The 25,399-nt window shown below is 72.2% G+C and carries 24 protein-coding genes; 16 read left to right on the top strand and 8 right to left on the bottom strand.

From position 1 onward, the window contains the following. The first annotated feature begins 107 nt into the window (after positions 1 to 107). The gene (gene zigA, locus BMX97_RS07050; protein ID WP_091747280.1) at positions 108 to 1,361 is read left to right on the top strand and encodes a zinc metallochaperone GTPase ZigA; all 1,254 of its coding nucleotides are present in this window, start codon (positions 108 to 110) and stop codon (positions 1,359 to 1,361) included. Next, positions 1,358 to 1,642 carry a hypothetical protein gene (locus tag BMX97_RS07045; protein ID WP_091747943.1) on the top strand — a complete coding sequence of 95 codons (285 nt, stop codon included), beginning with the start codon at positions 1,358 to 1,360 and terminating at the stop codon, positions 1,640 to 1,642. The genes zigA and BMX97_RS07045 overlap by 4 nt, the downstream gene beginning before the upstream one ends. A 23-nt stretch (positions 1,643 to 1,665) precedes the next feature. Here BMX97_RS07045 and BMX97_RS07040 read toward each other — a convergent pair whose 3' ends face one another. Beyond that, positions 1,666 to 2,121 carry a hypothetical protein gene (locus BMX97_RS07040; protein WP_091747277.1) on the bottom strand — a complete coding sequence of 152 codons (456 nt, stop codon included), beginning with the start codon at positions 2,119 to 2,121 and terminating at the stop codon, positions 1,666 to 1,668. Between the two features lie 350 nt (positions 2,122 to 2,471). On the opposite strand from BMX97_RS07040, the gene BMX97_RS07035 reads away from it, so the two are divergent. Genes BMX97_RS07035 through glp form a run of 4 tightly spaced genes read left to right on the top strand, consistent with a single transcriptional unit; the run spans position 2,472 to position 7,334 of the window. Further along, a complete protein-coding gene (locus tag BMX97_RS07035; protein WP_177202140.1) occupies positions 2,472 to 3,560 on the top strand; it encodes a molybdopterin-binding protein in 1,089 nt (362 codons plus the stop codon). Continuing rightward, the gene (locus tag BMX97_RS07030; protein ID WP_091747271.1) at positions 3,557 to 5,530 is read left to right on the top strand and encodes a molybdopterin biosynthesis protein; all 1,974 of its coding nucleotides are present in this window, start codon (positions 3,557 to 3,559) and stop codon (positions 5,528 to 5,530) included. Before BMX97_RS07035 ends, BMX97_RS07030 begins: the two co-directional genes overlap by 4 nt. 2 nt (positions 5,531 to 5,532) lie before the next feature. Continuing rightward, entirely contained in the window at positions 5,533 to 6,093 is a 561-nt protein-coding gene (gene mobB, locus BMX97_RS07025; RefSeq protein WP_091747268.1) for a molybdopterin-guanine dinucleotide biosynthesis protein B, read from the top strand. Continuing rightward, positions 6,081 to 7,334, top strand: coding sequence for a molybdopterin molybdotransferase MoeA (glp, locus tag BMX97_RS07020; RefSeq protein WP_091747265.1), 1,254 nt, complete (start codon positions 6,081 to 6,083; stop codon positions 7,332 to 7,334). Before mobB ends, glp begins: the two co-directional genes overlap by 13 nt. A gap of 88 nt (positions 7,335 to 7,422) precedes the next feature. Here glp and BMX97_RS07015 read toward each other — a convergent pair whose 3' ends face one another. Then, the gene (locus tag BMX97_RS07015) at positions 7,423 to 8,139 is read right to left on the bottom strand and encodes a DUF4142 domain-containing protein (protein ID WP_091747262.1); all 717 of its coding nucleotides are present in this window, start codon (positions 8,137 to 8,139) and stop codon (positions 7,423 to 7,425) included. Between the two features lie 244 nt (positions 8,140 to 8,383). Here BMX97_RS07015 and BMX97_RS07010 point away from each other — a divergent pair, with 244 nt between their 5' ends. The 7 genes from BMX97_RS07010 (at position 8,384) to BMX97_RS06980 (ending at position 15,711) form a co-directional block, all read left to right on the top strand. Continuing rightward, the gene (locus BMX97_RS07010) at positions 8,384 to 9,484 is read left to right on the top strand and encodes an acyltransferase family protein (RefSeq protein ID WP_244538315.1); all 1,101 of its coding nucleotides are present in this window, start codon (positions 8,384 to 8,386) and stop codon (positions 9,482 to 9,484) included. 123 nt (positions 9,485 to 9,607) lie between these two features. Then, positions 9,608 to 10,402 (top strand): ABC transporter ATP-binding protein, encoded by a 795-nt coding sequence (locus tag BMX97_RS07005; protein ID WP_091747259.1) that lies wholly within the window; start codon positions 9,608 to 9,610, stop codon positions 10,400 to 10,402. Continuing rightward, the gene (locus BMX97_RS07000; protein WP_091747256.1) at positions 10,395 to 11,144 is read left to right on the top strand and encodes an ABC transporter ATP-binding protein; all 750 of its coding nucleotides are present in this window, start codon (positions 10,395 to 10,397) and stop codon (positions 11,142 to 11,144) included. The genes BMX97_RS07005 and BMX97_RS07000 overlap by 8 nt, the downstream gene beginning before the upstream one ends. Next, on the top strand, positions 11,144 to 12,403 hold the full coding sequence (locus BMX97_RS06995; protein WP_091747253.1) for an ABC transporter substrate-binding protein: 1,260 nt from the start codon (positions 11,144 to 11,146) through the stop codon (positions 12,401 to 12,403). Before BMX97_RS07000 ends, BMX97_RS06995 begins: the two co-directional genes overlap by 1 nt. Before the next feature lie 118 nt (positions 12,404 to 12,521). Continuing rightward, positions 12,522 to 13,727 carry an ABC transporter substrate-binding protein gene (locus BMX97_RS06990; protein WP_091747250.1) on the top strand — a complete coding sequence of 402 codons (1,206 nt, stop codon included), beginning with the start codon at positions 12,522 to 12,524 and terminating at the stop codon, positions 13,725 to 13,727. Positions 13,728 to 13,806: 79 nt separating this feature from the next. Then, entirely contained in the window at positions 13,807 to 14,694 is an 888-nt protein-coding gene (locus tag BMX97_RS06985) for a branched-chain amino acid ABC transporter permease (protein ID WP_048426114.1), read from the top strand. 27 nt (positions 14,695 to 14,721) lie between these two features. Then, complete coding sequence (locus BMX97_RS06980) at positions 14,722 to 15,711, top strand: branched-chain amino acid ABC transporter permease (protein WP_091747247.1); 990 nt, start codon at positions 14,722 to 14,724, stop codon at positions 15,709 to 15,711. A 126-nt stretch (positions 15,712 to 15,837) separates the two neighbouring features. Here the strand turns inward: BMX97_RS06980 and BMX97_RS33550 are convergent, their stop codons facing one another. From BMX97_RS33550 to BMX97_RS06955, 6 genes are all read right to left on the bottom strand, one after another. Next, positions 15,838 to 16,677, bottom strand: a complete 840-nt coding sequence (locus BMX97_RS33550) for an alpha/beta fold hydrolase (RefSeq protein ID WP_244538314.1) — start codon at positions 16,675 to 16,677, stop codon at positions 15,838 to 15,840. Then, a complete protein-coding gene (locus BMX97_RS33545; RefSeq protein WP_244538313.1) occupies positions 16,674 to 17,897 on the bottom strand; it encodes an MFS transporter in 1,224 nt (407 codons plus the stop codon). The genes BMX97_RS33550 and BMX97_RS33545 overlap by 4 nt, the downstream gene beginning before the upstream one ends. A 225-nt stretch (positions 17,898 to 18,122) precedes the next feature. Continuing rightward, the gene (locus BMX97_RS06970; RefSeq protein WP_091747243.1) at positions 18,123 to 18,905 is read right to left on the bottom strand and encodes a hypothetical protein; all 783 of its coding nucleotides are present in this window, start codon (positions 18,903 to 18,905) and stop codon (positions 18,123 to 18,125) included. Next, on the bottom strand, positions 18,905 to 19,516 hold the full coding sequence (ureG, locus tag BMX97_RS06965; protein ID WP_091747240.1) for an urease accessory protein UreG: 612 nt from the start codon (positions 19,514 to 19,516) through the stop codon (positions 18,905 to 18,907). Before ureG ends, BMX97_RS06970 begins: the two co-directional genes overlap by 1 nt. Before the next feature lie 23 nt (positions 19,517 to 19,539). Next, the gene (locus tag BMX97_RS06960; protein ID WP_091747237.1) at positions 19,540 to 19,896 is read right to left on the bottom strand and encodes a tRNA-binding protein; all 357 of its coding nucleotides are present in this window, start codon (positions 19,894 to 19,896) and stop codon (positions 19,540 to 19,542) included. Between the two features lie 65 nt (positions 19,897 to 19,961). Beyond that, complete coding sequence (locus BMX97_RS06955) at positions 19,962 to 21,380, bottom strand: M20 family metallopeptidase (protein ID WP_091747234.1); 1,419 nt, start codon at positions 21,378 to 21,380, stop codon at positions 19,962 to 19,964. A gap of 276 nt (positions 21,381 to 21,656) precedes the next feature. On the opposite strand from BMX97_RS06955, the gene BMX97_RS06950 reads away from it, so the two are divergent. The 3 genes from BMX97_RS06950 to BMX97_RS06940 are packed head-to-tail and all read left to right on the top strand — an operon-like array spanning position 21,657 to position 25,315. Continuing rightward, positions 21,657 to 23,450, top strand: coding sequence for a peptide ABC transporter substrate-binding protein (locus tag BMX97_RS06950; protein WP_091747231.1), 1,794 nt, complete (start codon positions 21,657 to 21,659; stop codon positions 23,448 to 23,450). Between the two features lie 10 nt (positions 23,451 to 23,460). Next, complete coding sequence (locus tag BMX97_RS06945; protein WP_048426105.1) at positions 23,461 to 24,420, top strand: ABC transporter permease; 960 nt, start codon at positions 23,461 to 23,463, stop codon at positions 24,418 to 24,420. Continuing rightward, a complete protein-coding gene (locus tag BMX97_RS06940) occupies positions 24,386 to 25,315 on the top strand; it encodes an ABC transporter permease (protein ID WP_091747228.1) in 930 nt (309 codons plus the stop codon). Before BMX97_RS06945 ends, BMX97_RS06940 begins: the two co-directional genes overlap by 35 nt. Positions 25,316 to 25,399: the final 84 nt, after the last annotated feature.

Raw genomic sequence — 25,399 nt, 5'->3', positions numbered from 1 at the left:
CCCGGCTCTACGCCGCGCCTTCCCGGGCTGGAATGGGCCGCGGTGCCACGGGCCGGACGCCTTGACAGGGAAAGCAATGTTATATTGTTACGAAACAGGAGGTGCCCATGCCCGACGTCGTGTCCCCTGTCCGATCGCCCGATGCCCCGGTCCCGGCCCCGGATTCCCGCCTGCCCGTCACGGTGCTGTCCGGCTTCCTCGGGGCGGGCAAGACCACCCTGCTCAACCACGTGCTCGCCAACCGCGAGGGCCGCCGCGTCGCCGTCATCGTCAACGACATGAGCGAGGTGAACATCGACGCCGACCTCGTGCGGGCCGGCGATGCCGGCCTGTCGCGCACCGACGAGCGCCTGGTCGAGATGACCAACGGCTGCATCTGCTGCACCCTGCGCGACGACCTGATGCAGGAGGTGCGCCGCCTCGCCGAGGAGGGCCGGTTCGACGCGCTGCTGATCGAGGGGACCGGCATCGCCGAGCCGCTGCCGGTCGCCAGCACCTTCTCGTTCCGCGACGAGGACGGCCTGGCGTTGTGCGACGTCGCCCGCCTCGACACGATGGTGACGGTGGTCGACGCCGTGAATCTCCTGCGCGACTACGGCTCGCACGACTTCCTGCGCGACCGCGGCGAGACCGCGGGCGAGGAGGACACCCGCACCCTGGTCGACCTCCTGGTCGAGCAGATCGAGTTCGCCGACGTCATCGTGATCAACAAGGCCGACGACGTGAGCGCCGAGCAGCGCGACCTCGTGCGCAAGGTGGTGCGCGGCCTCAACGGCGACGCCCGCATCGTCGAGGCGGCGTTCGGGCAGGTGCCCCTCGCCATCGTGCTGGAGACCGGGCTGTTCAGCGAGGAGAAGGCCCAGACCCATCCGCTCTGGTACAAGGAGCTGTACGGCGCCGCCGAGCACGTTCCGGAGACCGAGGAATACGGCATCGGCTCCTTCGTCTACCGCGCCCGCCGCCCGTTCCACCCGGCGCGGTTCGACGTCTTCACCAAGGAAACCTGGCCGGGGCTGATCCGCGCCAAGGGCCATTTCTGGCTCGCGACCCGGCCGGACTGGGTCGGCGAGTTCTCGCTCGCCGGCTCGACCGCCCGGGTGACGCCCCTCGGCCGCTGGTGGGCCGCGGTGCCGCGCGCCCGCTGGCCCGAGCATCCCGAATGGCGCTCCGAACTGGAGCGGCACTGGAGCGACACCTGGGGCGACCGGCGCCAGGAACTCGTCTTCATCGGTGCCGGCCTCGACGAGGCGGCGATCCGCCGGGCCCTCGACGCCTGCCTCGTCGGCGGGGAGGACGGGCCGGTCGCGGCCGACCGGACCCTGCCGGATCCGTTCCCGGCCTGGACGCCGGGCATGGCCTGATGTTCCCGAGCCTCAAGGCCCTGCGCGCCCGAGCGAGCGCGCAGGCCGCCGCGCGCAAGGATCTGGCGGAGCGCACCCGCCGGATCCTGGCGCTCGCCGAGGAGGACGCGCTCTCGGTCAACGAGATCGCCTGCGCCGATCCCGGCTGCCCCGACACCGAGACGGTGATCCTGCTGATGCGCGCCGGCGAGCCGACCCGGGCCATCAAGATCGCCAAGCCGATGGAGGCGGTGAGCGAGATCGATGTCCTGGCGGCTGCCTGCGGGGCGCAGACGTCGTAGGGCTCTCGCGGGCCTCCCGGCCCTCACGCCCGCGCCGGCCTCCGCTGCGGGCGGATGCGGGGCGCCGGGCCGCCCGGCGCGGCGAGCCAGGTCCGCCGCTCCGCGATCAGCGCCCGCAGCCGGGCGCGGCGCGCGTTGGGCCCGAGGCAGTCGCAGCAATCGAGGTCGAGCGATCCGCCGTCGAACAGGGCTGCGATCACCACCGCGATCGTCACGGCGACGAAGGTGGCGAGCGGCCAGGCGAAGCCGATCCCGACGATGGCCGCGACGACGAGCTTGCCGGCGAGCGAGCCGACGAGCTTGGCCTTCGCCAGCACCAGGAAGGCGCCGCCCCCGCCGAGCCCGCCCCGCACCGCCCGGACGACGCGCCGGCGCAGGCGATGCCGGGCCTCCAGCGCCTCGAGGCGCCGCAGGTGCCGCGCGACGCGGGCGGCGTCGGCGGACGGACCGGGCGGGAGATCGACGGTGGTCACCGGCATGATCGTATCCTCGTGCCGTTCGAGGCAGGCCGGAGCGACGGTCGGGACGAGATGGAGTCAGGGTCTCTTGTCTCCCCGCGGGCGGGAGAGGAGGCGGATGTTCCCTTTTATCGCCGCGGGCCGTCATCGCGCGAGCGGCGCAGGACTCGCAGCCACCGACGATCCGGCCACCGCGGATCCCCACCGCGACATTTTCTCCGCCGATCGCCCGCCCCGGCGCCGAAACCTTGATCCCGGCGGGCGCTTGCCGCATCGGCTCCCCTCCGCACCGGATTCGAGGACAGGCGCATGGCCGCCCCCCACCATCCGGGCGCCCGCCGGTGAGGCCGCGGGCGCCCACGACCGCGCTGATGCCCGTCGCCGAGGCGGTGGAGCTGCTCGCTCGCCTCGCACGCCCGGTCACCCCCGCCGGCGTGGAACTCGCCGAGGCGGTCGGCGCCGTGGCGGCCCGGGATGTCGCGATCGGAGCCGGCCTGCCGGCGCGGCGCACGGCCCTGCGGGACGGCTGGGCGGTGGAGGCGGCGGAGGTCGTCGGCGCCTCGCCGTACGCCCCCGTCCTGGTGGCCCGCGCCCCTGCCTGGGTCGAGGCCGGCGCCCCGCTGCCTACCGGCACCGACGCCCTGCTGGCGCCTGACGCGATCGGCGACGACCCGCGCTGGATCGAGGCCGAGGTCGCGTCCGGCGAGGGCACGCGTGCCCCGGGCGCCGAATTGCCCGCGGGCGCGCGTCTCGTCGCCGCGGGCGAATGGGTGACCCCGCTCCAGTGCCTCGCGCTCGCGGCGGCCGGGTGCACCGGGCTCGACGTGCGCCGCCCATCGTTGAGGATCCTCGCCGCCGCCCCGGAGGGTGCGCCCGACGCGCTGTCGCCGCTGCTCCGCGCCTGGATCGCCGCTGCCGGCGGCGCGGCCGTCATCGAGGGCAGGCCGGCGGACGGGCGGGATCTCGCCGCCGCGCTCCTCGCCCCCGGGGCCGACGCCGTGCTGGTCGTCGGCGGCACCGGGCCGGGCCGGTGCGACGCGAGCGCCGACGCCCTGGCGCAGGCCGGGCGGCTCGATGCCCACGGCATCGCCCTGCGGCCCGGCGAGAGCGCGGGCTTCGGCGAGGCGGCCGGCCGGCCGGTGCTGCTGCTGCCGGGCCGGCCGGATGCGGCGCTCGCCGCCTGGCTCGTCCTCGGTCGGCCGCTCGTCGCGGCGCTGGCCGGCGCCGCGCCCGAACCCGCCGCCCTCCCGCCCCTGGTCCTGCCCCTGACCCGCAAGGTCTCCTCCGTCATCGGCATCACCGACGTGGTCTTCCTGCGCCGGGTCGCCTCCGGCGCGGAGCCGGTCGGCGGGGCGGAGACCCCGCTCCACCGCCTGGCGCGGGCCGACGCCGCCCTGCTGGTGCCGCCGGCCCATGAGGGGTATCCCGCAGGGACCCCCGTCGAGGTTCTGCCGCTGTGACCGCTTCCCCCGCCGACGACTTCTCCATCCGCCTCGCCACGGCCTCGCGCCAGGAGCAGTTCCTGGCGGTGGTGAGCCGGGACGAGGCGATGGCGCGCTGGCGCGGGTCCGTGCCGCACGCCCCCCTGCCGGCCGAGACCGTGCCGCTCGCCGAGGCGCTCGGCCGGGTGCTCGCTGCCGACATCGCCTCGCCGATCGACGTGCCGCCCTTCGACCGCGCCCTCGTCGACGGCTTCGCGGTGCGTGCCGCCGACACCGAGGGGGCGAGCGAGGCCGAGCCCTGCCGCCTCCTCCTCAACCGCGAGATCCTGGCCTGCGGCGTCGCCCCGGCCCTGACCGTCGGCCCCGGCACCGCCACCCCGATCGCCACCGGCGGCGTGCTGCCCCGGGGCGCCGACGCGGTGGTGATGGTCGAGGCGACGGAGTTCGAGGAGGGTCCCGCCCCGGCGATCGCGCTGGCGCAGGCCGCCGGGCCGGGCCGCTTCGTGGGCTACGCCGGCGCCGACATGGCGCGGGGCGAGACGGTCTTGCGCCGCGGCGCGCTGGTCACGGCGCGCGAGATCGGGATGCTGGCCGCCTGCGGCCTCGCCGCGGTCCCGGTGGTGCGCCGGCCCCGCGTGGCGGTGCTCTCCACCGGCGACGAGCTGGTGGGACCGGGCTCGCCCCTCGGCCCGGCGCAGCTCTACGATTCGAACGGCGCCATCGTGGCGGCGAGCGTGACCGAGAACGGCGGCGTCGCGCTGCCGGGCGGCATCGTGCCGGACGACGAGGCGGCGCTCGAAGCCGCGCTCGCGCAGGCCCTGGCCTCGGCCGACCTCGTGGTCCTGTCCGGCGGCACCTCGAAGGGCGCGGGCGACGTCTCGCACCGCATCCTGTCGCGATTGGGCGAACCCGGCATCCTGGTCCACGGCGTGGCGCTGAAACCCGGCAAGCCGCTCTGCCTGGCGCTCGCCGGCACCGTGCCGGTGGTGGTGCTGCCGGGCTTCCCGACCTCGGCGATGTTCACTTTCCACGAATTCGTGGTGCCGCTGATCCGCGCGCTCGCCGGGCTGCCCGCCCGCGAGGAGGAGACCGTGGCGGCGCACCTGCCGCAGCGCCTGTCCTCGGAGCTCGGCCGCACCGAATACGTGATGGCGGCCCTCTCCCGCGGCGCCGACGGCCTCGTCGCCCTGCCGCTCGCCAAGGGCTCGGGCGCCGTGACGGCGTTCTCGCAGGCCGACGGGTTCTTCGCGGTGCCGGCGGGCCGGCCCGGGCTCGAGGCCGGCGAGACCGTCGCGGTGTCCCGGATCGGCCGGGCGGCCCGCTCGCCGGACCTGACAATCGTCGGCAGCCACTGCCTCGGCCTCGACCGGCTGGTCGGGCATCTCGCAGGCCGCGGCGTCTCGGCCCGCACCCTGTGGGTCGGCTCGGCCGGCGGGCTCGGCGCCCTGCGCCGGGGCGAGTGCGACCTCGCCGCCATGCACCTCCTCGATCCCGAGACGGGGCGTTACAACGCCCCCTACCTCACCGAGGGCCTCGCCCTCGCCCCGGGCTGGCGCCGCCTGCAAGGGGTGGTCTTCCGCGCCGGCGATCCGCGCTTCGCCGAGGCTCCGGCCGAGGCGGCGGTGACGCGGCTCCTCGCCGACGACGACGCCGTGATGGTCAACCGCAACACGGGCGCCGGCACGCGCGCTCTGGTCGAGGGCCTGCTGAACGGCGCCCGGCCCGCCGGCTACTGGAACCAGCCGCGCTCGCACAACGCGGTCGCCGCCGCGGTGGCGCAGGGCCGGGCCGATTGGGGCGTCGCCATCGCCCCGGTGGCGCGCGATTACGGCCTCGGCTTCCTGCCGCTGACCGAGGAGCATTACGACTTCGCCTACCGGGCGGCCCGGCGGGACGAGCCGGCGCTCGCGGCGTTCCTCGCCCTGCTCGACGATCCGGCGCTGGCTGCCGACCTCGCCGGCCTCGGCTTCATCCGGCCGGACGCGTGACGATGAGGGTCATCGGCCTCGCCGGCTGGAGCGGCGCCGGCAAGACCACGCTGCTGGTCCGGCTGATCCCGGTGCTGCGGGCCCGGGGCCTGCGGGTCGCGACGGTCAAGCACGCCCACCACGCCTTCGACGTCGACCAGCCCGGCAAGGACTCCTTCCGCCACCGCGAGGCCGGGGCCTGCGAGGTGATCGTCTCGTCGAGCCGCCGCACCGTCCAGATCCGCGAGGTCGAGGAGGAGGCGCGCCTGCCCGACCTGCTGCGCCGGCTCGACCCCTGCGACCTCGTCGTGATCGAGGGCTTCAAGCGCGAGGCCCATCCCAAGCTCGAAGTCTACCGCCACGCCAACGGCCGGCCGCCGCTCCATCCCGAGGATCCCCGCATCGTCGCGGTGGCGAGCGACCACCCCTTTCCGGGCGCAACCCCGCCGATCGTGCCCCTCGACGCGGTGGAGGCGGTCGCCGATATCGTCATGGCACGGGCCGAGCCCCTCGTGGCGGTGCTGGCGCGGCTGGAATCCCGGGAGGGCGGAGAAGCGGGAGAGCGGGGATCATGGCGCAGCTGACCGACGACTGCTTCGCCTTCGGGGGGCCGCTCCTCTCCGTCGAGGCGGCCGCGTCCCTGATCGCCGAGCGGGTGCCGGTCCTGGCCGGCACCGAGACGGTGCCCCTCGCCGAGGCCGATGGACGCATCGCCGCCGCGGACGTGGTGGCGGGTCGCGACCTGCCGCCCTTCGACAATTCCGCGGTCGACGGCTACGCCGTGCGCTTCGCCGACCTGGCACGCGACGCCGAGACGGTGCTGCCGGTGCGCGGGCGCCTGCCCGCCGGGGCGGCGCCGGAGGCGGCCGTGCCGACGGGGGCGGCGGTGCGGATCTTCACCGGCGCGCCGATGCCGCCGGGCGCCGACACCGTCTTCATGCAGGAGGACGTGCGGCGCGACGGCGAGACGGTGGCGCTGCCGGCCGGCCTGAAGGCCGGCGCCAACCGGCGGCTCTCCGGCGAGGACGTCGCCCGCGGCAGCGTCGTGATCCCGGCCGGCCGCCGGCTGACCCCGCCCGACCTCGCAATCGCCGCCGCCACCGGCCATGCGAGCCTCGCGGTGCGCCGGCGCCTGCGGATCGCGGTGTTCTCGACCGGCGACGAACTCGCCGAGCCCGGGGCGCCGCTGCCGCCGGGCGCGATCCATGATTCGAACCGGATCCTCCTGGTGGCGCTCCTGCGCCGCCTCGGCGCCGAGGTCGCGGATCTCGGCATCCTGCGCGACGACCCCGCGGCCCTGCCCGGGCGGCTGAACGAGGCCGCCGCCGGCCACGACCTGATCGTGACCTCGGGCGGCGTCTCGACCGGCGAGGAGGACCACGTCAAGGCGGCGGTCGAGGCGGTCGGCCGGCTGGTGTTCTGGCGCCTCGCGATCAAGCCCGGCCGGCCGGTCGCGATGGGGCTCATCGGCGACACCGCCTTCGTCGGCCTGCCGGGCAATCCGGTCGCGGTCTACGTCACGCTGCTCTTCGTCGTCCGTCCGCTGCTGGCCCGCCTCGGCGGCGCGATCCTCGACGCCCCGCCGAGCGAGCCCGTCCGCGCCGCCTTCCGGTACGCCAAGAAGGCCGGGCGCCGGGAATATGTCCGCGTCTCCCTGCGCCGCGGCCCGGATGGGACCGTCGAGGCGGTGAAGTTTCCCCGCGACGGTGCCGGGCTCCTCTCCTCGCTCACCGGCAGCGACGGGCTTGCCGAACTGCCCGAGGTGGTGACCGGGGTCGCGGAGGGCGACCTGGTGGAGGTGTACCGCCACCCGCTCCTGTGGTGAGAGCCGATCTGCTCCCAACGATCCCCGCACGCGGAAACGGCGGGCCTCTCGGCCCGCCGCTCCGTTACCTCAGACCTGCGTCGGGCGCTCAGCGGGCGCCCGGGAGGCGCTGGGCCATCGCCAGGTGCTGCTGCATCACCGGCAGGGCCTGCTGGACGTAGTTGCGCAGCGCCGGGTTCGGGCCCGACTGGGCGTAGGCCTGGTAGCTCGACACGGTCATCCCGTGCGCCTGGACCTGCATGCGGGCGTAGGTCCGGTCGAAGGCCGGGCCGGCCGGGGTGTCGGCGAGCTCGGCGAGCATCGCCTGCTGCTGCGGGCTCAGCGGAACGGCGCGGGTGGCGGCAGTGGTGGTCACGTCGCCGTCGAGGTCGACCGCGTTCGCACCCATCCGGGCGCCACGGGCCGCGCCGCTGCCGAGACCCTCGAGGCCGCCGACCGGGCCGCCCTGGAGCGTGCCGCCGACGACGCCGGCCGCCGCGCCCGTGGCCGCGCCGACAGCGCCGCCCGCGATGGCGAAGGGCGCCTCGATCAGGCCGCCGATGCCGGAGCCGACGCCGTCGGCGACGTTCTCACGGCCGCCGAGCAGCGCCACGTTGGCGGCGCGGTGGTCGCGGATCATCTCACGGGCGTACTCGCGGATCCGCGGGTTGCGCGACTTGTCGAGGGCGATCTGGCTCGACTTCACCTCGAAGGCATTCGACATCAGCGCCATCGAGCGGAACTCGTTGAAGTTGCCGACCTGCTGCGCGAAGGCGGGGGTGGCGAGAGCAACGGCAAGGCCGGTCAGGGCAACGAGCTTCTTCATCGGTCAACTCCTGGTAGTCTGTTCTTGAGCGTATCGTGCCGAAGCCGCCGGACATCGAAGCATGTGCTCGGTCGCGGCCAGTGGTTGGCTTGACAGGACGCTTTCGGGCTGGACAACGACGTTGGGGCGGCATTGTTCCCGCTCCGGCGTCATGCATCCACCGCTCGGCGGCCCTGGCCGAACCCGCCCCGGCTCCGATAAGACCGCGCCCGGGTCCCGGCCGGGGACCCGTGTCCGGTGAGCGATGTCCCAGGCCCGTCCCACGTCCCTGCCGCTGATCCAGGTCCTGCGGGCGCTGGCCGCCGTGATGGTCGCCGCCGGCCATGCGCAGTTCGAGGTCGCGGGCCTCGCCGCCCGGGCGGGCCTGCCCTTCGCGCCGGCCGCCTGGCTGCCCTGGCCGGCGGGCGTCGACGTGTTCTTCGTCATCTCGGGGTTCATCATCGTGCACGCAGCCGCCCCGCTGCACGGCCGGCCGGGGGCCGGACGGGTCTTCCTCGCCCACCGGATCGCCCGGGTGGTGCCGCTCTACTGGCTCGCCACCACGCTCTACCTCGCTCTCTCCTGGCTGCGCCCAGGCCTCCTCGGGGCCGGCGGCGAGGGCACGGGCTACCTCGCGGCCTCCTACCTGTTCTGGCCGACGGCGCGGGCCGACGGGACGGTGCAGCCGCTCTACTCGCTCGGCTGGACGCTGAACTACGAGATGGCGTTCTACGTAGTCTTCGCCCTCGTGCTGCCGTGGGGCCGGCGCCCCGCCGTCGCCGGCGTGGCGGCGATCTTCGCCGGCTTCGCGCTCGTCGGGACCCTCGCGGCGCGGGGCGGCGCGGCGCTGCCGGTGCCGCTGGCGTTCTGGAGCGACCCGATCGTCCTCGAATTCGCCTGCGGCGCCGGGCTGGCGCTCGCACGCCAGGAGGGCCTGCGCCTTCAGGCTCTCCCGCGCCTCGCCCTGGCGGGCGCCGGCCTCGCGCTGCTGTCGCTCGCCGGAGAGGGTCCCTCCCTACCCCGCTGCCTCGCCTGGGGCGGGCCGGCCGTCCTCCTCGTCGCGGCCGCCGCCCTCGGGCCCTCAGGGCCGGCCGATCCGCGTCGGGCGCACCTCCTGCGCCCCGCGATCCTCCTCGGGGATGCTTCCTACGCGCTCTACCTCGCGCATCCGTTCGTGGTGCGCGGGGTCCGGGTCGTCGTCGAGGCGACCGGGCTCGCCGCCCGCCTCGGGCCGGGCCCGGTGGCGGTCGCCATGCTGGCCCTCGCCGGCCTCGCGGCGATCGTGCTGCACCGCATGATCGAGCGGCCCCTGACCCGCGCCGCCCGGGCGCTGCTGGAGCCGAAGCGAGCGGTGAATAAGCTCTGACGGGCCCGAATCCCCCTGCGGCAGGCCGGTCCCGCCCCGTTGACACTCATTCGGCGGCATGCTGTTTCGCTATGCGATACGCGCATAAGCGCGAGCGAGGAAACGCAGGGGTGACGCGCCGACATGGCCCAACCGTTAACCCACGCTGAGGCGGGCGCCAGGGGGCAGGACATCGTCCTGTCGACCGAGGGCCTGACCAAGGAGTTCAAGGGGTTTCGCGCCGTCAACGGCGTGACGCTCGAGGTCAAGCGCGGGACGATCCACGCGCTGATCGGCCCGAACGGCGCCGGCAAGACGACCTGCTTCAACCTGCTGACGAAGTTCCTGACGCCGTCGGCCGGCTCGATCCGGTACAACGGCCGCGACATCACCGGCATGAAGCCCGCGGACGTGGCCCGGCTCGGCCTGGTGCGCTCGTTCCAGATCTCGGCGGTCTTCCCCCACCTCACCGTCAAGGAGAACGTCCGCATCGCGCTCCAGCGGCGCAAGCGCGGCGACTCGTTCGACTTCTGGCGCTCCGAGACGGTGCTGCGCGCCCTCAACCAGGAGGCCCTGCAGCTGGTCGAGGCGGTCGGCCTGTCGGAATTCGCCGACATCCCGGCGGTGGAGCTCTCCTACGGCCGCAAGCGCGCCCTCGAGATCGCCACCACGCTGGCGCTGGAGCCCGAGATGCTGCTCCTCGACGAGCCGATGGCCGGCATGGGCCACGAGGACGTCGACCGGACCGCGGCGCTGATCCGCCGCGTCTCGAAGAACCGCACCATCCTGATGGTCGAGCACAACCTGTCGGTCGTCGCCTCGCTGTCCGACCGCATCACCGTGCTGGCGCGCGGCCAGGTGCTGGCGGAGGGCGACTACGCCACCGTGTCGAAGGATCCCCGCGTGGTCGAGGCCTATATCGGAGCCGGTCATGGGTGAGGCGGTGATGACGAAGCCGGTCCCGGCGGCCGCCGCGGGCACCGCCCCTCTCCTCTCCGTGCAGGGCCTTGAGGGCTGGTACGGCGAGAGCCACGTTCTCCACGGCATCACCTTCGACGTGAAGCCCGGCGAGGTGGTGACGCTGCTCGGCCGCAACGGCGCCGGCAAGACCACGACGCTGCGGGCCATCATCGGGATCCTCGGCAAGCGCAAGGGCTCGATCCGCTACGACGGCACCGAGACCATTGCCATGGCCTCGCGCAACATCGCCAAGCTCGGCCTCGGCTACGTGCCGGAGGAGCGCGGCATCTTCTCGAGCCTGTCGGTCTACGAGAACCTGATGCTGCCGCCGCGGGTGAAGCCCGGGGGCATGACGGTCGAGCAGATCTACACCCTGTTCCCGAACCTCAAGGAGCGTTCGGGCAGCCAGGGCACCAAGCTCTCGGGCGGCGAGCAGCAGATGCTCGCCATCGGCCGCATCCTGCGCACCGGCGCCAAGCTGATCCTGCTCGACGAGCCGACCGAGGGCCTCGCCCCGGTCATCGTCCAGCAGATCGGCCGGACCATCGCCCGGCTGAAGTCCGAGGGCTACACGATCATCCTGGTGGAGCAGAACTTCCGCTTCGCCCAGACCGTGGCCGACCGGCACTTCGTCGTCGAGCAGGGGCGGGTCATCGACATGATCCCGAACGCCGAGCTCGACGCCAACATCGACAAGCTCCACACCTATCTCGGGGTCTGATGCGGACCCGGGTCCTCCTCACGGCCCTGCTGGCGGGGCCCGCCTTCGGCCTCGGCCTGGGCGTGGCAGCGCTTGCGGCGAGCCCGGCGCGGGGCGTGCCGGTGAAGATCGGCGTGCTGAACGACCGCTCGGGCGTCTATGCCGACATCTCGGGCGAGGGCTCGGTCGTCGCCGCCCGCATGGCCGTGGAGGATTTCCGCCCGCAGGGACACGGCCTCGCCGTCGAGGTCCTGTCCGGCGACCACCAGAACAAGCCGGCGATCGGCGCCGGGCTCGCCCGGGCCTGGTACGCCCGCGAGGGGGTGGACGCGATCTTCGACGTGCCGACCTCCTCGGTCGCGCTGGCGGTGCACGAGGTCGCCCGCGAGGCCAACAAGGTCTTCGTCGATTCGGGTGCCGGCACCGCGGACCTCACCGGGCCGCAATGCTCGCCCAACACCGTGCACTGGACCTTCGACACCGTGGCGCTGGCGAACGGCACCGGCGGGGCCATGGTCAGGCGCGGCGGCGACACCTGGTTCTTCGTCACCGCCGACTACGCCTTCGGCGAGGCGGTGCAGCGGGACACCACGGCGCTGATCGAGCGCCGCGGCGGCCGGGTGCTCGGCGCGGTCAAGACCCCGTTCCCGGCCTTCGACTTCGCGCCGGCGCTCCGGCAGGCTCAAGGGTCCGGCGCCAAGGTGATCGGGCTCGCCAATGCCGGCGGCGACACGATCGGGGCGGTGCGCGAGGCGGCGCGGCTGCGGCTGGCCGAGGGCGGTCAGGCGCTCGCCGGCCTCCTGATCTTCTCCTCCGACATCCACGCGCTGACCCCGAAGGTGGCGCAGGGGCTGGTGCTGACCGAGCCGTTCTACTGGGACCTCAACGACGGCACCCGCGCCTTCTCGGACCGCTTCGCGAGGTTCGCCGGCGGCAGGAAGCCGACGGCGGCCCAGGCCGGGGTCTATGCCGGTGTGCTGCACTACCTGAAGGCGGTCGAGGCCCTGGGCTCGGCCGCCGACGGATCCAATGTCGTCGCCAAGATGAAGGAGATCCCGACCGACGATCCGCTCTTCGGCAAGGGTACGATCCGGGCCGACGGCCGCAAGATCCACGACATGTACCTGTTCGAGGTCAAGAAGCCCGCCGAGTCGAAGGGCGAGTGGGACCTCTACCGGACGCTGGCGACCATCCCGGGCGCGGAGGCCTTCCGGCCCCTCGACCAGGGCGGATGCCCGCTGGTCGTCAAGGCCGCGCGGGCGGACGGGACGAGGCCCTGACGGGCCTCGCCGACCCAGACGAGAAGCGGGCACGGCGCCGTCGCGAGCGCCCCGAGCCCGCCGACACCACGAGCGAAACGCTGCCGCGTGCGGGCGGCATCCACAGGGAGGAAGAACGATGCTGAAACGGTTGTTGCTCGCCAGCGCCCTCTGCGCCGCCGCCATGACACCGGCGCTCGCGCAGACGCCGGTGAAGATCGGCGTGCTGAACGACCGCTCGGGCGTCTATGCCGACATCTCGGGCGAGGGCTCGGTCGCCGCCGCCCGGATGGCGGTCGAGGACTTCAAGGCCGCCGAGAAGGGCCTGAAGGTCGAGATCGTCGCCGCCGACCACCAGAACAAGCCCGATGTCGGCGCCTCGATCGCCCGGCAATGGTACGACCGGGACGGCGTCGACGCGATCTTCGACGTGCCGACCTCCTCGGTGGCGCTCGCCATCAACCAGGTCACCCGCGAGAAGAACAAGGCTTTCGTCAATTCGGGCGCCGGCACCGCCGACCTCACCGGGCCGCAATGCTCGCCCAACACCGTACACTGGACCTACGACACGGTGGCGCTGGCCAACGGTACCGGCGGCGCGATGGTCAAGCGCGGCGGCACCACCTGGTTCTTCCTCACCGCCGACTACGCCTTCGGCCAGGCGCTGCAGCGCGACACCACCGAGGTGGTGAACAAGAACGGCGGCAAGGTGATCGGCGCGGTCAAGACCCCGTTCCCGACCGCCGACTTCTCGTCCTTCCTGCTCCAGGCGCAGGGCTCCGGCGCCAAGGTGATCGGGCTCGCCAATGCCGGCGGCGACACCATCAACGCCATCAAGCAGGCGGCCGAGTTCGGCATCACCGAGGGCGGCCAGGCCATCGCCGGCCTGCTGATCTTCTCCTCCGACATCCACGCGCTGACCCCGAAGGTGGCGCAGGGACTGGTGCTGACCGAGCCGTTCTACTGGGACCTCAACGACGGCACCCGCGCCTTCTCGGACCGCTTCGCCAAGCTCGCCGGCGGCAAGAAGCCGACCGCCGTGCAGGCCGGCGTCTATGCCAGCGTGCTGCACTACCTGAAGGCGGTCGAGGCGGTGAAGTCGGCCTCCGACGGGTCCAAGGTCGTCGCCAAGATGAAGGAGATCCCGACCGACGATCCGCTCTTCGGCAAGGGCACCATCCGCCCCGACGGCCGTACCATCCACGACATGTACCTGTTCGAGGTGAAGAAGCCGGCCGAGTCGAAGGGCCCCTGGGACCTCTACAAGACCCTGGCGACCATTCCCGGCAACGAGGCCTTCCGCCCGCTCAACCAGGGCAACTGCCCGCTGGTGAACAAGAGCTGACGCTCCTTCCGGCGGCGCCTCGCGGCGCCGCCGGCCCTTTCCGCACCAGGCCCGGTCCCCACGCGAGTCGCCAGACCCCATGCCCACGATCCTCGGCGTCCCCATGCAGGCGCTCTTCGGCCAGCTCCTGCTCGGCCTCATCAACGGCTCGTTCTACGCCATCCTGTCGCTCGGGCTGGCGATCATCTTCGGGCTGTTGAACATCATCAACTTCACCCACGGCGCGCAGTACATGATGGGCGCCTTCGTCGCCTGGATGCTGCTGAATTACGCCGGCCTCGGCTACTGGTGGGCGCTGCTGCTCGCGCCGATCATCGTCGGCCTGTTCGGGGTGATCCTCGAGCGGCTGCTGATCTCGCGCCTCTACAAGCTCGATCACCTCTACGGCCTGCTGCTGACCTTCGGCCTCGCGCTGATCATCCAGGGCCTGTTCCGCAACGAGTACGGCGTGTCGGGCCTGCCCTACGCGATTCCGTCCGAGCTGTCGGGCGGCCAGCGCCTGCCCTTCATGTTCCTGCCGAACTACCGCGGCTGGGTCGTCGTCGCCTCGCTCGTGGTCTGCATCGCCACCTGGCTCGTGATCGAGAAGACCAAGCTCGGCGCCTACCTGCGCGCAGCCACCGAGAACCCGACCCTGGTCCAGGCCTTCGGCGTCAACGTGCCCCTGCTGCTGACGCTGACCTACGGCTTCGGCGTCGCGCTCGCCGCCTTCGCGGGCGTGCTCGCCGCGCCCGTCTACTCGGTGAACCCGAACATGGGCGCCGACATCATCATCGTGGTGTTCGCGGTCGTGGTGATCGGCGGCATGGGGTCGATCCTCGGCTCGATCATCACCGGCTTCAGCCTCGGGCTGGTCGAGGGCCTGACCAAGGTGTTCTACCCGGAAGCCTCCTCGACGGTGATCTTCGTCATCATGGTGCTGGTGCTGCTGGTGAAGCCCGCCGGCCTGTTCGGCCGCACCGCCTGACCCGCCACGCCTGAAGGAACGCGCACGATGTCCTCCGCCGCGGCGTCCACCGACGCCTCCCCGATCGCCACCACCCTGCCCGAGGGCCGGGATGCCAAGGCGTTCCACCGCCTCGTCTTCGTCATCATCGCGGTCCTGCTCGCGGTGCTGCCCTTCGTCCTGTATCCCGTCTTCCTGATGAAGGTGTTGTGCTTCGCGCTGTTCGCGCTGGCCTTCAACCTACTGCTCGGCTACGGCGGCCTCCTGTCCTTCGGCCACGCCGCCTATTTCGGCATGGCGAGCTACGTCACCGCCTACACCGCCAAGTACTGGGGCCTGACCCCGGAACTCGCGATCCTCGGCGGCACCGTCGTGGCCGCCTTGCTCGGCCTCGTCTTCGGCGCGCTCGCCATCCGGCGCCAGGGCATCTACTTCTCGATGATCACCCTGGCGCTCGCCCAGATGGTGTTCTTCTTCTCGCTCCAGGCGAAGTTCACCGGCGGCGAGGACGGCATCCAGGCGGTACCGCGCGGCCACCTGTTCGGCGTCATCAGCCTCGCCGACGACCGGGTGCTGTACGGCCTCGTCGCCGCGATCTTCTTCCTCGGCCTCCTACTGATCTACCGCATCATCCACTCGCCGTTCGGCCAGGTGCTGAAGGCGATCCGCGACAACGAGCCCCGCGCCATCTCGCTCGGCTACCGCGCCAACCAGTACAAGCTGGCCGTCTTCGTGCTCTCGACGACGCTCGCGGGGCTCGCCGGCTCGACCAAGGCGATCGTGTTCCAGCTCGCCTCGCTCACCGACGTGCACTGGTCGATGTCGGGCGAGGTGGTGCTGATGACGCTCGTCGGCGGCATGGGCACGGTGTTCGGCCCGATCCTCGGGTCCTTCGTGATCATCGCGATGGAGAACTACCTGGCGCAGTTCGGCGCCTGGGTGACGATCATCCAGGGCGTGGTGTTCGTGGTCTGCGTGCTGGTGTTCCGCGAAGGCATCCTCGGCCTCATCGCCCGGATGCTGAAGCGGCCGCTCTGATCCGCCGCGGACGATGACGCGACGGCGCCGGTCCCCGGGAGGGGCCGGCGCCGTCGTCGTTTCAGAAGCCCGGTCGAGGGGTGTTCGGCTTCAGCGCGTCACCGTCGTCCGACGGGCGACGCGCCCTCAGGCCAGCGCCCGCCGGATCGCCGCCCGCACCCGCTCGGGCGCCTCGAAGGGCAGGAAGTGGGTCGTGCCCGGCACTGTCTCGATCGTGATCCCCGGACGGGGGCTGTCCGCCAGGGCGCAGGTGCTGCCGCTCTCGGCGCGCAGGATCTCCGCCGGGCAGGACAGGCGGGCGAGGGCGGCCCAGGGGTCGTGGCCCTGCGCCAGGTAGCTCGAGGCCTCCCAGGCACCGGTGCAGGCGAGCGTCACCCCGCCCGGGACCTCGCGAAAACCGTCCGCGACGTAATCGGCGAGCGGCTCCTCCGGCCAGGTACGGAAGGCGCCCCGGCCGCGATAGGCCGCGAGCGCCGCCTCGCGGGACGGGAAGTCGCCGCGCCGCCGGAGCGCGCCCTCGGCGAGGCCGTGGTGGCCCTCGCCACGCCGCTCGGGCGCCTGGATCACCGGATCGAGCAGGACGAGGCGGCGCACCCGGTCGGGCCGCTCGGCGGCGGCGAGCAGGGAGGCGGTGCCGCCCATCGAATGGCCGATCAGCACGAGCGGGCCGGTCTCTAGCCGGTCCAGCACGGCGATCAGGTCGCGCGTGACGTCCCACCAATCGGTCCGCCCGGCGGGCTCGGCCGGCAGGGTCGAGCGGCCGTGGCCGCGCTGGTCGTAGGCCAGGATGGACCGGTCGGCGAGCGGCGCGACGAGGCTGCGATAGGTGCGGGCGTTGAAGCCGTTGGCGTGGAGCAGGATCGCGTCCGGCGGGCGATCCGCCGGTCCGAACGCGAGCGCGGCGAGATGGCCGCCGGAGGGGTCGCCGGTCGCGAGGCTGCGCCGCACCAGGCCGTCGTCGGTCACTGCTTCACTCCCTTGGGCCGGGCGAGCGCGGTGCCGGCGGCGCCCAAAGCCATCAGCACGGCGGTGCCGAGGAAGACCGCCCGCATGCCGACATGCCCGCCGATGAAGCCGCCGAGCAGCGGTCCGACCACCTGCCCGACATATTGCGACGAGGTCGAGTAGCCCAGGACCGTCCCGGCGACCCGGTCGGGCACCGAGTGCCGGATCACGCTGGCGATGCAGGGCAGGAGCCCGCCGAGCGCCAGCCCCATCAGGAAGCGCAGGGCGACGAGCTGCCAGTCGCGCGTCACCAGGGCCTGGGGCACGAGCAGCAGGGCGCAGACCGTGAGGCTGCCGGTGATGACCGTCCAGGGGCCGATCCGGTCGGCGAGCCGCCCGAGCCGCGGCGCCGACAGGATGCTCCCGAGCGCGGTCGCCGACATGGCGAGCCCGGCGACCAGGGTGACCCGGGCCGGGTCCGGCGTCAGTTCGGCGACGTAGACCGTGATGATCGGCTCGATCGACATCACCGCCAGCATCAGGAGCATCCCGGTCGCCAGCATGGCGAGCGCCGGGCGCTTGTCGGGGATGGCGGCAAAGCCCGCCGATGCCCGCGCGGCCCGCGGCGGGCGCGGCGCCTCGCGGATCAGGAGAAGCGTCGCCAGGAAGGCCAGGAAGATCACCCCGCCGGCGGCGAAGAACGTCGCCCGGATGCCGATTAGCGGCGGCAGCACCCCGCCGACCAGCGGTCCGACGAGGTTGCCCGCCATGATGCCGGAGCCGAGCATGCCGAGCGCCCAGGCCGAGCGGTCCTTCGGGGTCTGCGTCGCCACCAGCACCGTCGAGCCCGAGGCGTAGCCGCCGAGCAGCCCCGCGAGCAGCCGCAGGCCGACGAGCTGCCAGACGTCGCCGGCGAGCCCGATCAGCGACATCGCCACCGCCATGCCGAGGCTCGCGCGGATCAGCATCAGCTTGCGGCCGTAGAGGTCGGCCAGCCGTCCCCAGAGCGGCGCCACCAGGGCGGCGCTGAAGAAGGTCGCCCCGAAGGCGACGCCGGACCACTGCACGATGGCCGCCTGGTCCTTGACCCCGAGTTCCTCGACGTAGAGCGGAAGGAAGGGCAGCAGCAGCGTCATCGCCACGAGGGTGGTGAACGAGCCGAACACGCAGACCGCGAGGTTGCGCCGCCAATAGGCATCCTCCGGCACCTCCCCGGGCGCCGGGCCCCCGTCGCGGGTCATCGCCTCTGTCCTCCCCCGTGCGGCCGATGGGCTCGCGCGCCCCGATCTTGGCTGAGAGGACGACCCTAGAGCGCTTCACGATCGCATTGCAATCGCGAAGCTCTCTAGGTTTTTGATTTTGCTGCATTTTCTTCGACGAACCGGCATCCACTTCGTCGGAAAATGCTCTAGCCCCTCCCCCTCCCGCGCGAACCCGCCTCGGACGCGCCCCGGCATGACATGCCGTCATGCCGGCCTCCGCCAGTCCGGCCAGGCCGAGACGCGGTGCACCAGCCGCCGGTCGCGCGCCTCCTCGCCGAACGGTGCCAGGACCCAGTCCCAGTTCCGAGGCGCGGGGCCCGGATCGATGCCGTAGAGGAGGTCGAGGCGCTCGATCACCCGGCCGTCCCGGTCCTGCTCGGTCTCGTCCCGGTCGGTGACGAGGCAGATGCGGGCGGAGAGAGCGGCCAGCGCCGCGAGATGCGCCGCCACGATGCGCTGCCCGAAGGCGTCGGGATCGGTGAAGGCCCCGAGCCGGCCCGCCGCCTCGAGCCGCGCGACCGGCAGGATCGGCAGCTGCGACAGGAGATTGGCCGAGATCACGAGGTCGGCCTCCCGGCAGACTGGCGGCAGGACCGGCCCGAAGGTCTCGCCGCGCCCGAGCCGCAGGTCGGCGGTGCCGCTGAGGTCGAAGGTCAGCCGCACGACGTTGGCGTGGCGCCGCGCCCGCCACCGGCCGCGCCAGGGATGCACCGCGTCGACCAGCACCACCCGCCGGAACGCGGCGGCGAGCGCGTCGATCGGCACGTCGTCGAGAAGGCCCGCGCCCAGCACCACGGCGGTGTCGCGGCGCGGCAGATCCGCCATCGCGGTCCGCACCGCATCCTTCGCCGCCGCGAGGTGCGGCGCCCAGGCGGCGCGGCAGCGCCGGGAGCGCGAGGCGAGCCGCACGCTGTCGCCGGCATGGCCGAGGCGCCGCGCCGCGAGCGTCGCCGGCTGGACGAGCCAGTGCAGGAGGTCGAGGAGCACTAAAGCCCCCCGGCCTCCACCACGAAGCGGGCCACCGCCTCGACGCCGTCGCCGTGGCGCAGGGAGGCGAAGACGTAGGGCCGCTGGCCCCGCATCCGCTTGGTGTCCTCCTCCATCACCCCGAGATCGGCGCCGACGAGCGGCGCGAGGTCGGTCTTGTTGATCACGAGGAGGTCCGACCGCGTGATGCCGGGCCCGCCCTTGCGCGGGATCTTCTCGCCCCCGGCCACGTCGATGACGTAGATCGTCAGGTCGGCGAGCTCGGGCGAGAAGGTGGCGGCGAGGTTGTCGCCGCCGGATTCGAGCAGCACCAGATCGAGGGCGGGGAAGCGCCGGCGCATCTCGGCCACCGCCGCGAGGTTGATCGAGGCGTCCTCGCGGATCGCGGTGTGCGGGCAGCCGCCGGTCTCGACGCCCATGATCCGCTCCTCCGGCAGGGCGCCGGCCACGGTGAGGAGGCGGGCATCCTCCTTGGTGTAGATGTCGTTGGTGATGGCGCAGAGGTCGTAGCGCTCGCGCAGGGCCTTGCACAGGCCCTCCATCAGGGCGGTCTTGCCCGACCCGACCGGGCCGCCGATGCCGACCCGCAGGGGGCCGTGGCTGGTAGTCATGAGGCTCTCGCTCTCCGTGAGATTCAATACAGCCGCCCGCCGTTCGGTACCGGCCGCTCTGGGGCGATCAGCACCACGGCGCCCTTCCCGTCCGGCACGCCGAGGGTCAGGACCTCGGAGCGGACCGGGCCGACCTGGCGCGGCGGCAGGTTGACGACGCAGAGCACCTGCCGGCCGACGAGCGTCTCGGGGGTGTAGCGCACCGTCACCTGAGCGGAAGACTTCTTCAGGCCGAGCGCCGGGCCGAGATCGATCACGAGCCGGTAGGCCGGGCGGCGCGCCTGCGGGATCGGCGCCGCCTCGACGATGGTGCCGACCCGCACGTCGAGCTTCAGGAAGTCGTCGATGGCGATCGGGTCCGGCGGCTGGGTCTGGTCCATGGGATGCCCGGACTGTTGAAAAGGTTCGCTTCCCTAACCCAGCGGACGCGACACGGCGAGCCGCTTTACCCCACCGACATCGTGAGTGGCGGCTGCACCTCCACCGGCAGCGGCGAGACGTAGCCCTCCGGCCCGGTCCGGGCCTTCAGGTCCGCCTTCGCGGCCTCGCGCAGGGACGCATCGGTGGCGAGCCGGGCGCCGAGCGCCGCCATGGCTTTGGCCACCTGCACCATCGCCTTGTGGGCGGCGGGCGTCTTGCCCTGCGCCACCACCTGCCAGGTGTGGAACGGGGTGCCGACCGCCACCGTCGGGGCGTGGGCCTGCACGGTCGGCACCACCCAGCTCACGTCGCCGACATCGGTCGAGCCGATCGCCGGGTTGCGGTTCGCGTCGAGGGGCACCAGGAAGTCGGCCAGCGGCGCGTCGGTCACGGGGAGCCCGATGGTGCGGTAGACCGCTGCGATGTCCTGCGGCGTCAGCGTGCCCTGGATCTCGCGGGCGAAGGCACGGTCGGCCTCGTCGAAATGGGGGGCGCCCAGATCCTCCATCACCCCGTGCAGGGCCTCTTCCAACGGGGTGTTGCCGACGAGGTTCGAGACCGCGCTGACGATGCGCATCTCCATCGTGGTCTCGGTCATCAGGGCCGCGCCCTCGGCGATCTTGCGCACCCGGGCGACGAGGTCGCGCATGCCGGGCAGGTCGCGGGCGCGGATCGAGTAGCGCACCCGGGCATGGGCCTGGACGACGTTGGGGGCGATGCCGCCGGTCTCGAGGTAGGCGTAGTGCACCCGCGCGTCGCTCGGCATGTGCTCGCGCATGTAGTTCACGCCGACATTCATCAACTCGACCGCATCCAGAGCCGAGCGGCCGAGATGCGGAGCCGCCGCCGCGTGCGAGGCGCGGCCGGTGAACACGAAATCGGCCCGGGTGTTGGCGAGCGAGAGCGGCGGCGAGACCTCCCAGAAGCTCGACGGGTGCCAGGTGACGGCGGCGTCCGCATCCGAAAACAGCCCCTCGCGGACCATGAACGCCTTGGCGGCGCCGCCCTCCTCGGCCGGGCAGCCGTAGTAGCGCACGCGGCCGGGGAGCCCCTGCTCGGCGAGCCAGTCCTTGAGGGCGGTGGCGGCGAGCAGTGCCGCCGAACCGAGCAGGTTGTGCCCGCATCCGTGGCCGTGGCCGCCCTGCTCGACGGGGGTATGGGCGGCGACGCCCGCCGCCTGGCTCAGGCCCGGCAGCGCATCGTACTCGCCGAGGAACGCGATGACGGGGCCGCCCTCCCCGGCCTCGCCGACGACCGCCGTCGGGATGCCGGCCGCGCCGTCCGTCACGCGAAAGCCCTGGTGGCGCAACTCGGCGGCGTGCGCGGCGGCCGAGCGTTCTTCCGTGTAGCAGACCTCCGGCGTGCCCCAGACCTCGTCCGAGAGGGCGATCAGCCGGGCCTTGTGGGTGTCGACCTGGCGCCAGACGGCGTTGCGGTTGTCCATGGGTGGTTCTCTCCCGTTGCGGGCCCGGCGGGGCCATGCGGCCCCGAAGCGGGGCCGCCTTGCGGGGAAGCCTCATGCAGGCGGCGCGCCGGCTCAAGCGCGGCGGGAGCGGACGTGGCGCGCGAATTGCGAATGGCTGCCGCTTCGGAGCCCCGGTGGGTCTAACGGACCAACCGTCGAATGCACTGGGGCAAAGGTTTTCAGTGGCTTGCGGACCGGGGCGGCGGGCGCGATGCTGCCTGTCAGTTTCTAGGCCAGCCAGAAGGGTGACCGTCCATGATCGAGCAGGACCTGCGCGCGCTGATCGGTGAGGTAAAGGACGGCAGCCTGTCGCGGCGCAGCTTCGTCGGCCGGATGCTGGCGCTCGGCCTCACCGCCCCGATGGCCGGGATGATGCTCGCTCAGAACGGCGTCGCGTTCGCGGCGAGCCCCTTGCGCGACGCCTACAAGCCGACGAAAGCCGGCGGCGGCGGGCCGCTGAAGCTGCTGTTCTGGCAGGCCGCCACCCTGATCAACCCCCATTTCGCGGTCGGCACCAAGGACCAGGAGGGCTCGCGCATCTTCTACGAGCCGCTGGCGGCCTGGGACGCCGACGGCAACCTCTTCCCGATCCTGGCCGCCGAGATTCCCTCGAAGGAGAATGGCGGCGTGGCGGCCGACGGCTACTCGGTCACCTGGAAACTGAAGCCGAACGTGAAGTGGCACGACGGCAAGCCCTTCACCGCCGACGACGTGGTGTTCACCGCCGAGTACGCCGCCAACCCGGCTACCGCCGCGGTGACCGGCGGCAGCTACATGAACGTCAAGGTCACGAAGGTCGACGATCTGACGGTGAAGCTCACCTTCAAGGAGCCGACCCCGTTCTGGGCCGACGCGTTCGTATCGAGCGCCGGGATGATCATCCCCAAGCACGTCTTCGCGGATTACAACGGCGACAAGTCCCGCGATGCGCCCGCCAACCTCGCGCCGGTCGGCACCGGTCCCTACAAGTTCAGCGAGTTCCGCCCCGGCGACATCCTGCGCGGCGTGCGCAACCCGGACTATCACGTCCCGAACCGGCCGTTCTTCGACTCGATCGAGATGAAGGGCGGCGGCGACGCGGTCTCGGCCGCCCGCGCCGTGCTCCAGACCGGCGAGTACGACTATGCCTGGAACATGCAGGTCGAGGACGAGATCCTCAAGCGGCTCGAGGCCGAGGGCAAGGGCCGGGTCAAGATGGATTACGGCGGCAACCTCGAGTTCCTGCTGCTCAACGCCACCGATCCGAACACCGAGGTCGACGGCGAGCGCGCCTCGCTCAAGACCAAGCACCCGGCCTTCTCGGATCCGGCGGTGCGCAAGGCGATGAACCTGCTCGTCAACCGGGCGGCGATCCAGCAATTCATCTACGGCCGCACCGGTCGGGCCACCGCCAACGTGTTCAACGGCCCGGCGCCCTTCGTGTCGAAGGGCACCTCATTCGCCTTCGAGCCCGACAAGGCGGCGCAGATCCTCGAAGAGGCCGGCTGGAAGAAGGGCGGCGACGGCATCCGCGCCAAGGACGGCAAGAAGCTCAAATTCGTCTTCCAGACCTCGATCAACGCGCCGCGCCAGAAGACCCAGGCGATCATCAAGCAGGCCGCCCAGAAGGCCGGCATCGACATGGAGCTGAAGTCGGTTCCAGGCTCGGTGTTCTTCTCCTCGGATGTCGCGAACCCGGATACCTATCCGCATTTCTATGCCGACATGGAGATGTATACCTGGAACATGACGCAGGCCGATCCGGCGGTGTTCGCGCTCCAATACGTCTCCTGGGAGGCCGCCACCAAGGCCAACAAGTGGCAGGGCCGCAACATCTGCCGGATGCAGAACCCGGACGTCGACGCCGCCTACAAGGCCGCGCAAAGCGAACTCGACCTCGTCAAGCGCGCCGCCCTGTTCGTCAAGATGAACGACCTGGTGGTGGCCGACTACGTCCTGCCGCTCCTCCACCGCGCCCAGGTCTCGGCGATCAACGGCAAGCTCGAGGCGCCGGCGAGCGGGTGGGACAACTCGCTGGCCTTCCTGGCCGAGTGGTACAAGCAGGCGTAACGAACCCCCGATGGGAGCCTATCTCCTCCGCCGCCTGCTGATCGCGATCCCGAGCCTGCTCGGGATCAGCCTCATCCTGTTCACCGTCCTGGCGCTCGCGCCCGGCGACCCGTTCGGGGAGCTGGCCACCAACCCCAACGTGCCGCCGGAGGTGCGCGAGGCCCTGCGGCTGAAATTCGGCCTCGATGACCCGATCCTGGTGCGCTACCTGCACTGGCTGACGGCGATGCTCCAGGGCGACTGGGGTTTCTCGTTCGCCAGCCGGGTCGACGTCGACGAATTGATCCTGCAACGCCTGCCCACGACCCTGTTCGTGGTCGGCTCGTCGCAGGTGCTGGCGCTGCTGATCGCCGTGCCGGTCGGCATCCTGGCGGCGATCCGGCCCTACTCGGTCTTCGACCAGGTGGCGAACACGCTCGCCTTCATCGGCTTCTCGCTGCCGACCTTCTTCACCGGGCTCCTGTTCATCCTGCTGTTCAGCCTGACGCTGGACTGGCTGCCCTTCGTCTATCAGGCCGACATCTCGGCCACCGGCTGGCGCTGGGCCTGGGAGCACGTCCGGCAGGCGATCATGCCGGTCTGCGTGCTCGGCTTCTTCCAGGCGGCCTCCTACACCCGCTACGTCCGCGCCTCGGTGCTCGACGTGGCACGCCTCGACTACGTCACCACCGCCCGGGCCAAGGGCCTCTCGGACGGCACCGTCACGGTCCGCCACATCGCCCGCAACGCCCTGATCCCGGTCGTGACGCTGGTGGCGCTCCAGATCCCGGCGGTGTTCGGCGGCGCCATCGTCACCGAGCAGATCTTCCGGATTCCCGGGATCGGCTCGCTCCTCATCAACGCGATGCTCGCCAACGACACGCCGGTGGTGATGGCCGTCACCTTCGTGTTCGCCTGCCTCGTCGTCCTGTTCAACCTCGTCGCGGACCTCCTCTATGGCTGGCTCGACCCTCGCATCTCCTACCGCTGAGGCGGCCGCCCCGGCGCCGCCGGCGGTCTCGGGGCGGGACACCTGGCGGCGCTTCCGCCGCCACCGCCTCGCGGTCGTCAGCGTCGGAGTGCTGGGCTTCCTGGTGCTGGCGGTCGTCCTCGGCGGCTGGGTCTGGCCGGTGGCGATCGACGAGATCGACTTCGCGGCGACGCTCCAGGGCCCGTCCTGGGCCCATCCGCTCGGCACCGACGACCTCGGCCAGGACCTGCTCGCCCGCATGATCTATGGCGGCCGGATCTCGCTCGCCGTGGGCTTCGCCGCCATGGTGGTGGCGACGCTGGTCGGCGTCGTGGTCGGCGCGCTTGCCGGCATGTCGCGCCGCTTCCTCGACCCGTTCCTGATGTGGCTGACCGACCTTTTTCTGTCACTGCCGCAGCTGCCGCTGCTCCTCCTCATCATCTACCTCTTCCGCGATCAGTTGAAGCAGGTCTTCGGGGTCGAGGGCGGCGTCTTCGTGATGATCGTCGCGGTGATCGGCGGCCTGCGCTGGATGCCGGTGGCGCGTCTCGTGCGGGCGCAGTTCCTGAGCTTGCGCGAGAAGGAGTTCGTCGAGGCGGCGCGCTCGCAGGGCGCGACCGCCTGGCACCTCGTCACCCGCCACATCCTGCCGAACGCCATCGGCCCGGTGATCGTCGCGGCGACGATCGAGGTCTCGTCCGCGATCATCGCCGAATCGACCCTGTCGTTCCTGGGGCTGGGTTTCCCGCCCGACATCCCGACCTGGGGCCGGCTCCTCTACGACGCCAAGGACCACCTCGACGTGGCGCCGCACTGGGCGCTGTTTCCGGGCGCCGCGATCTTCCTGACCGTCCTGTCGATCAACTTCATCGGCGACGGCCTGCGCGACGCCCTCGATCCGCGGCGGGTGCTGTAGTGCTCACGCCCCCACCCTTTCCCGGACGACTGTAGCGAAGCAGAAGGAGATCCGGGAACCAGCATGAGAATTCGCGAAGCGTCC

The sequence above is a fragment of the Methylobacterium sp. ap11 genome (assembly GCF_900110515.1).
In the GTDB taxonomy this organism is placed as follows: Bacteria; Pseudomonadota; Alphaproteobacteria; order Rhizobiales; family Beijerinckiaceae; genus Methylobacterium; species Methylobacterium ajmalii.
The sequence above is the reverse complement of the archived record's forward strand: the minus strand, read 5'-3'. Positions and strand labels throughout refer to the sequence as shown.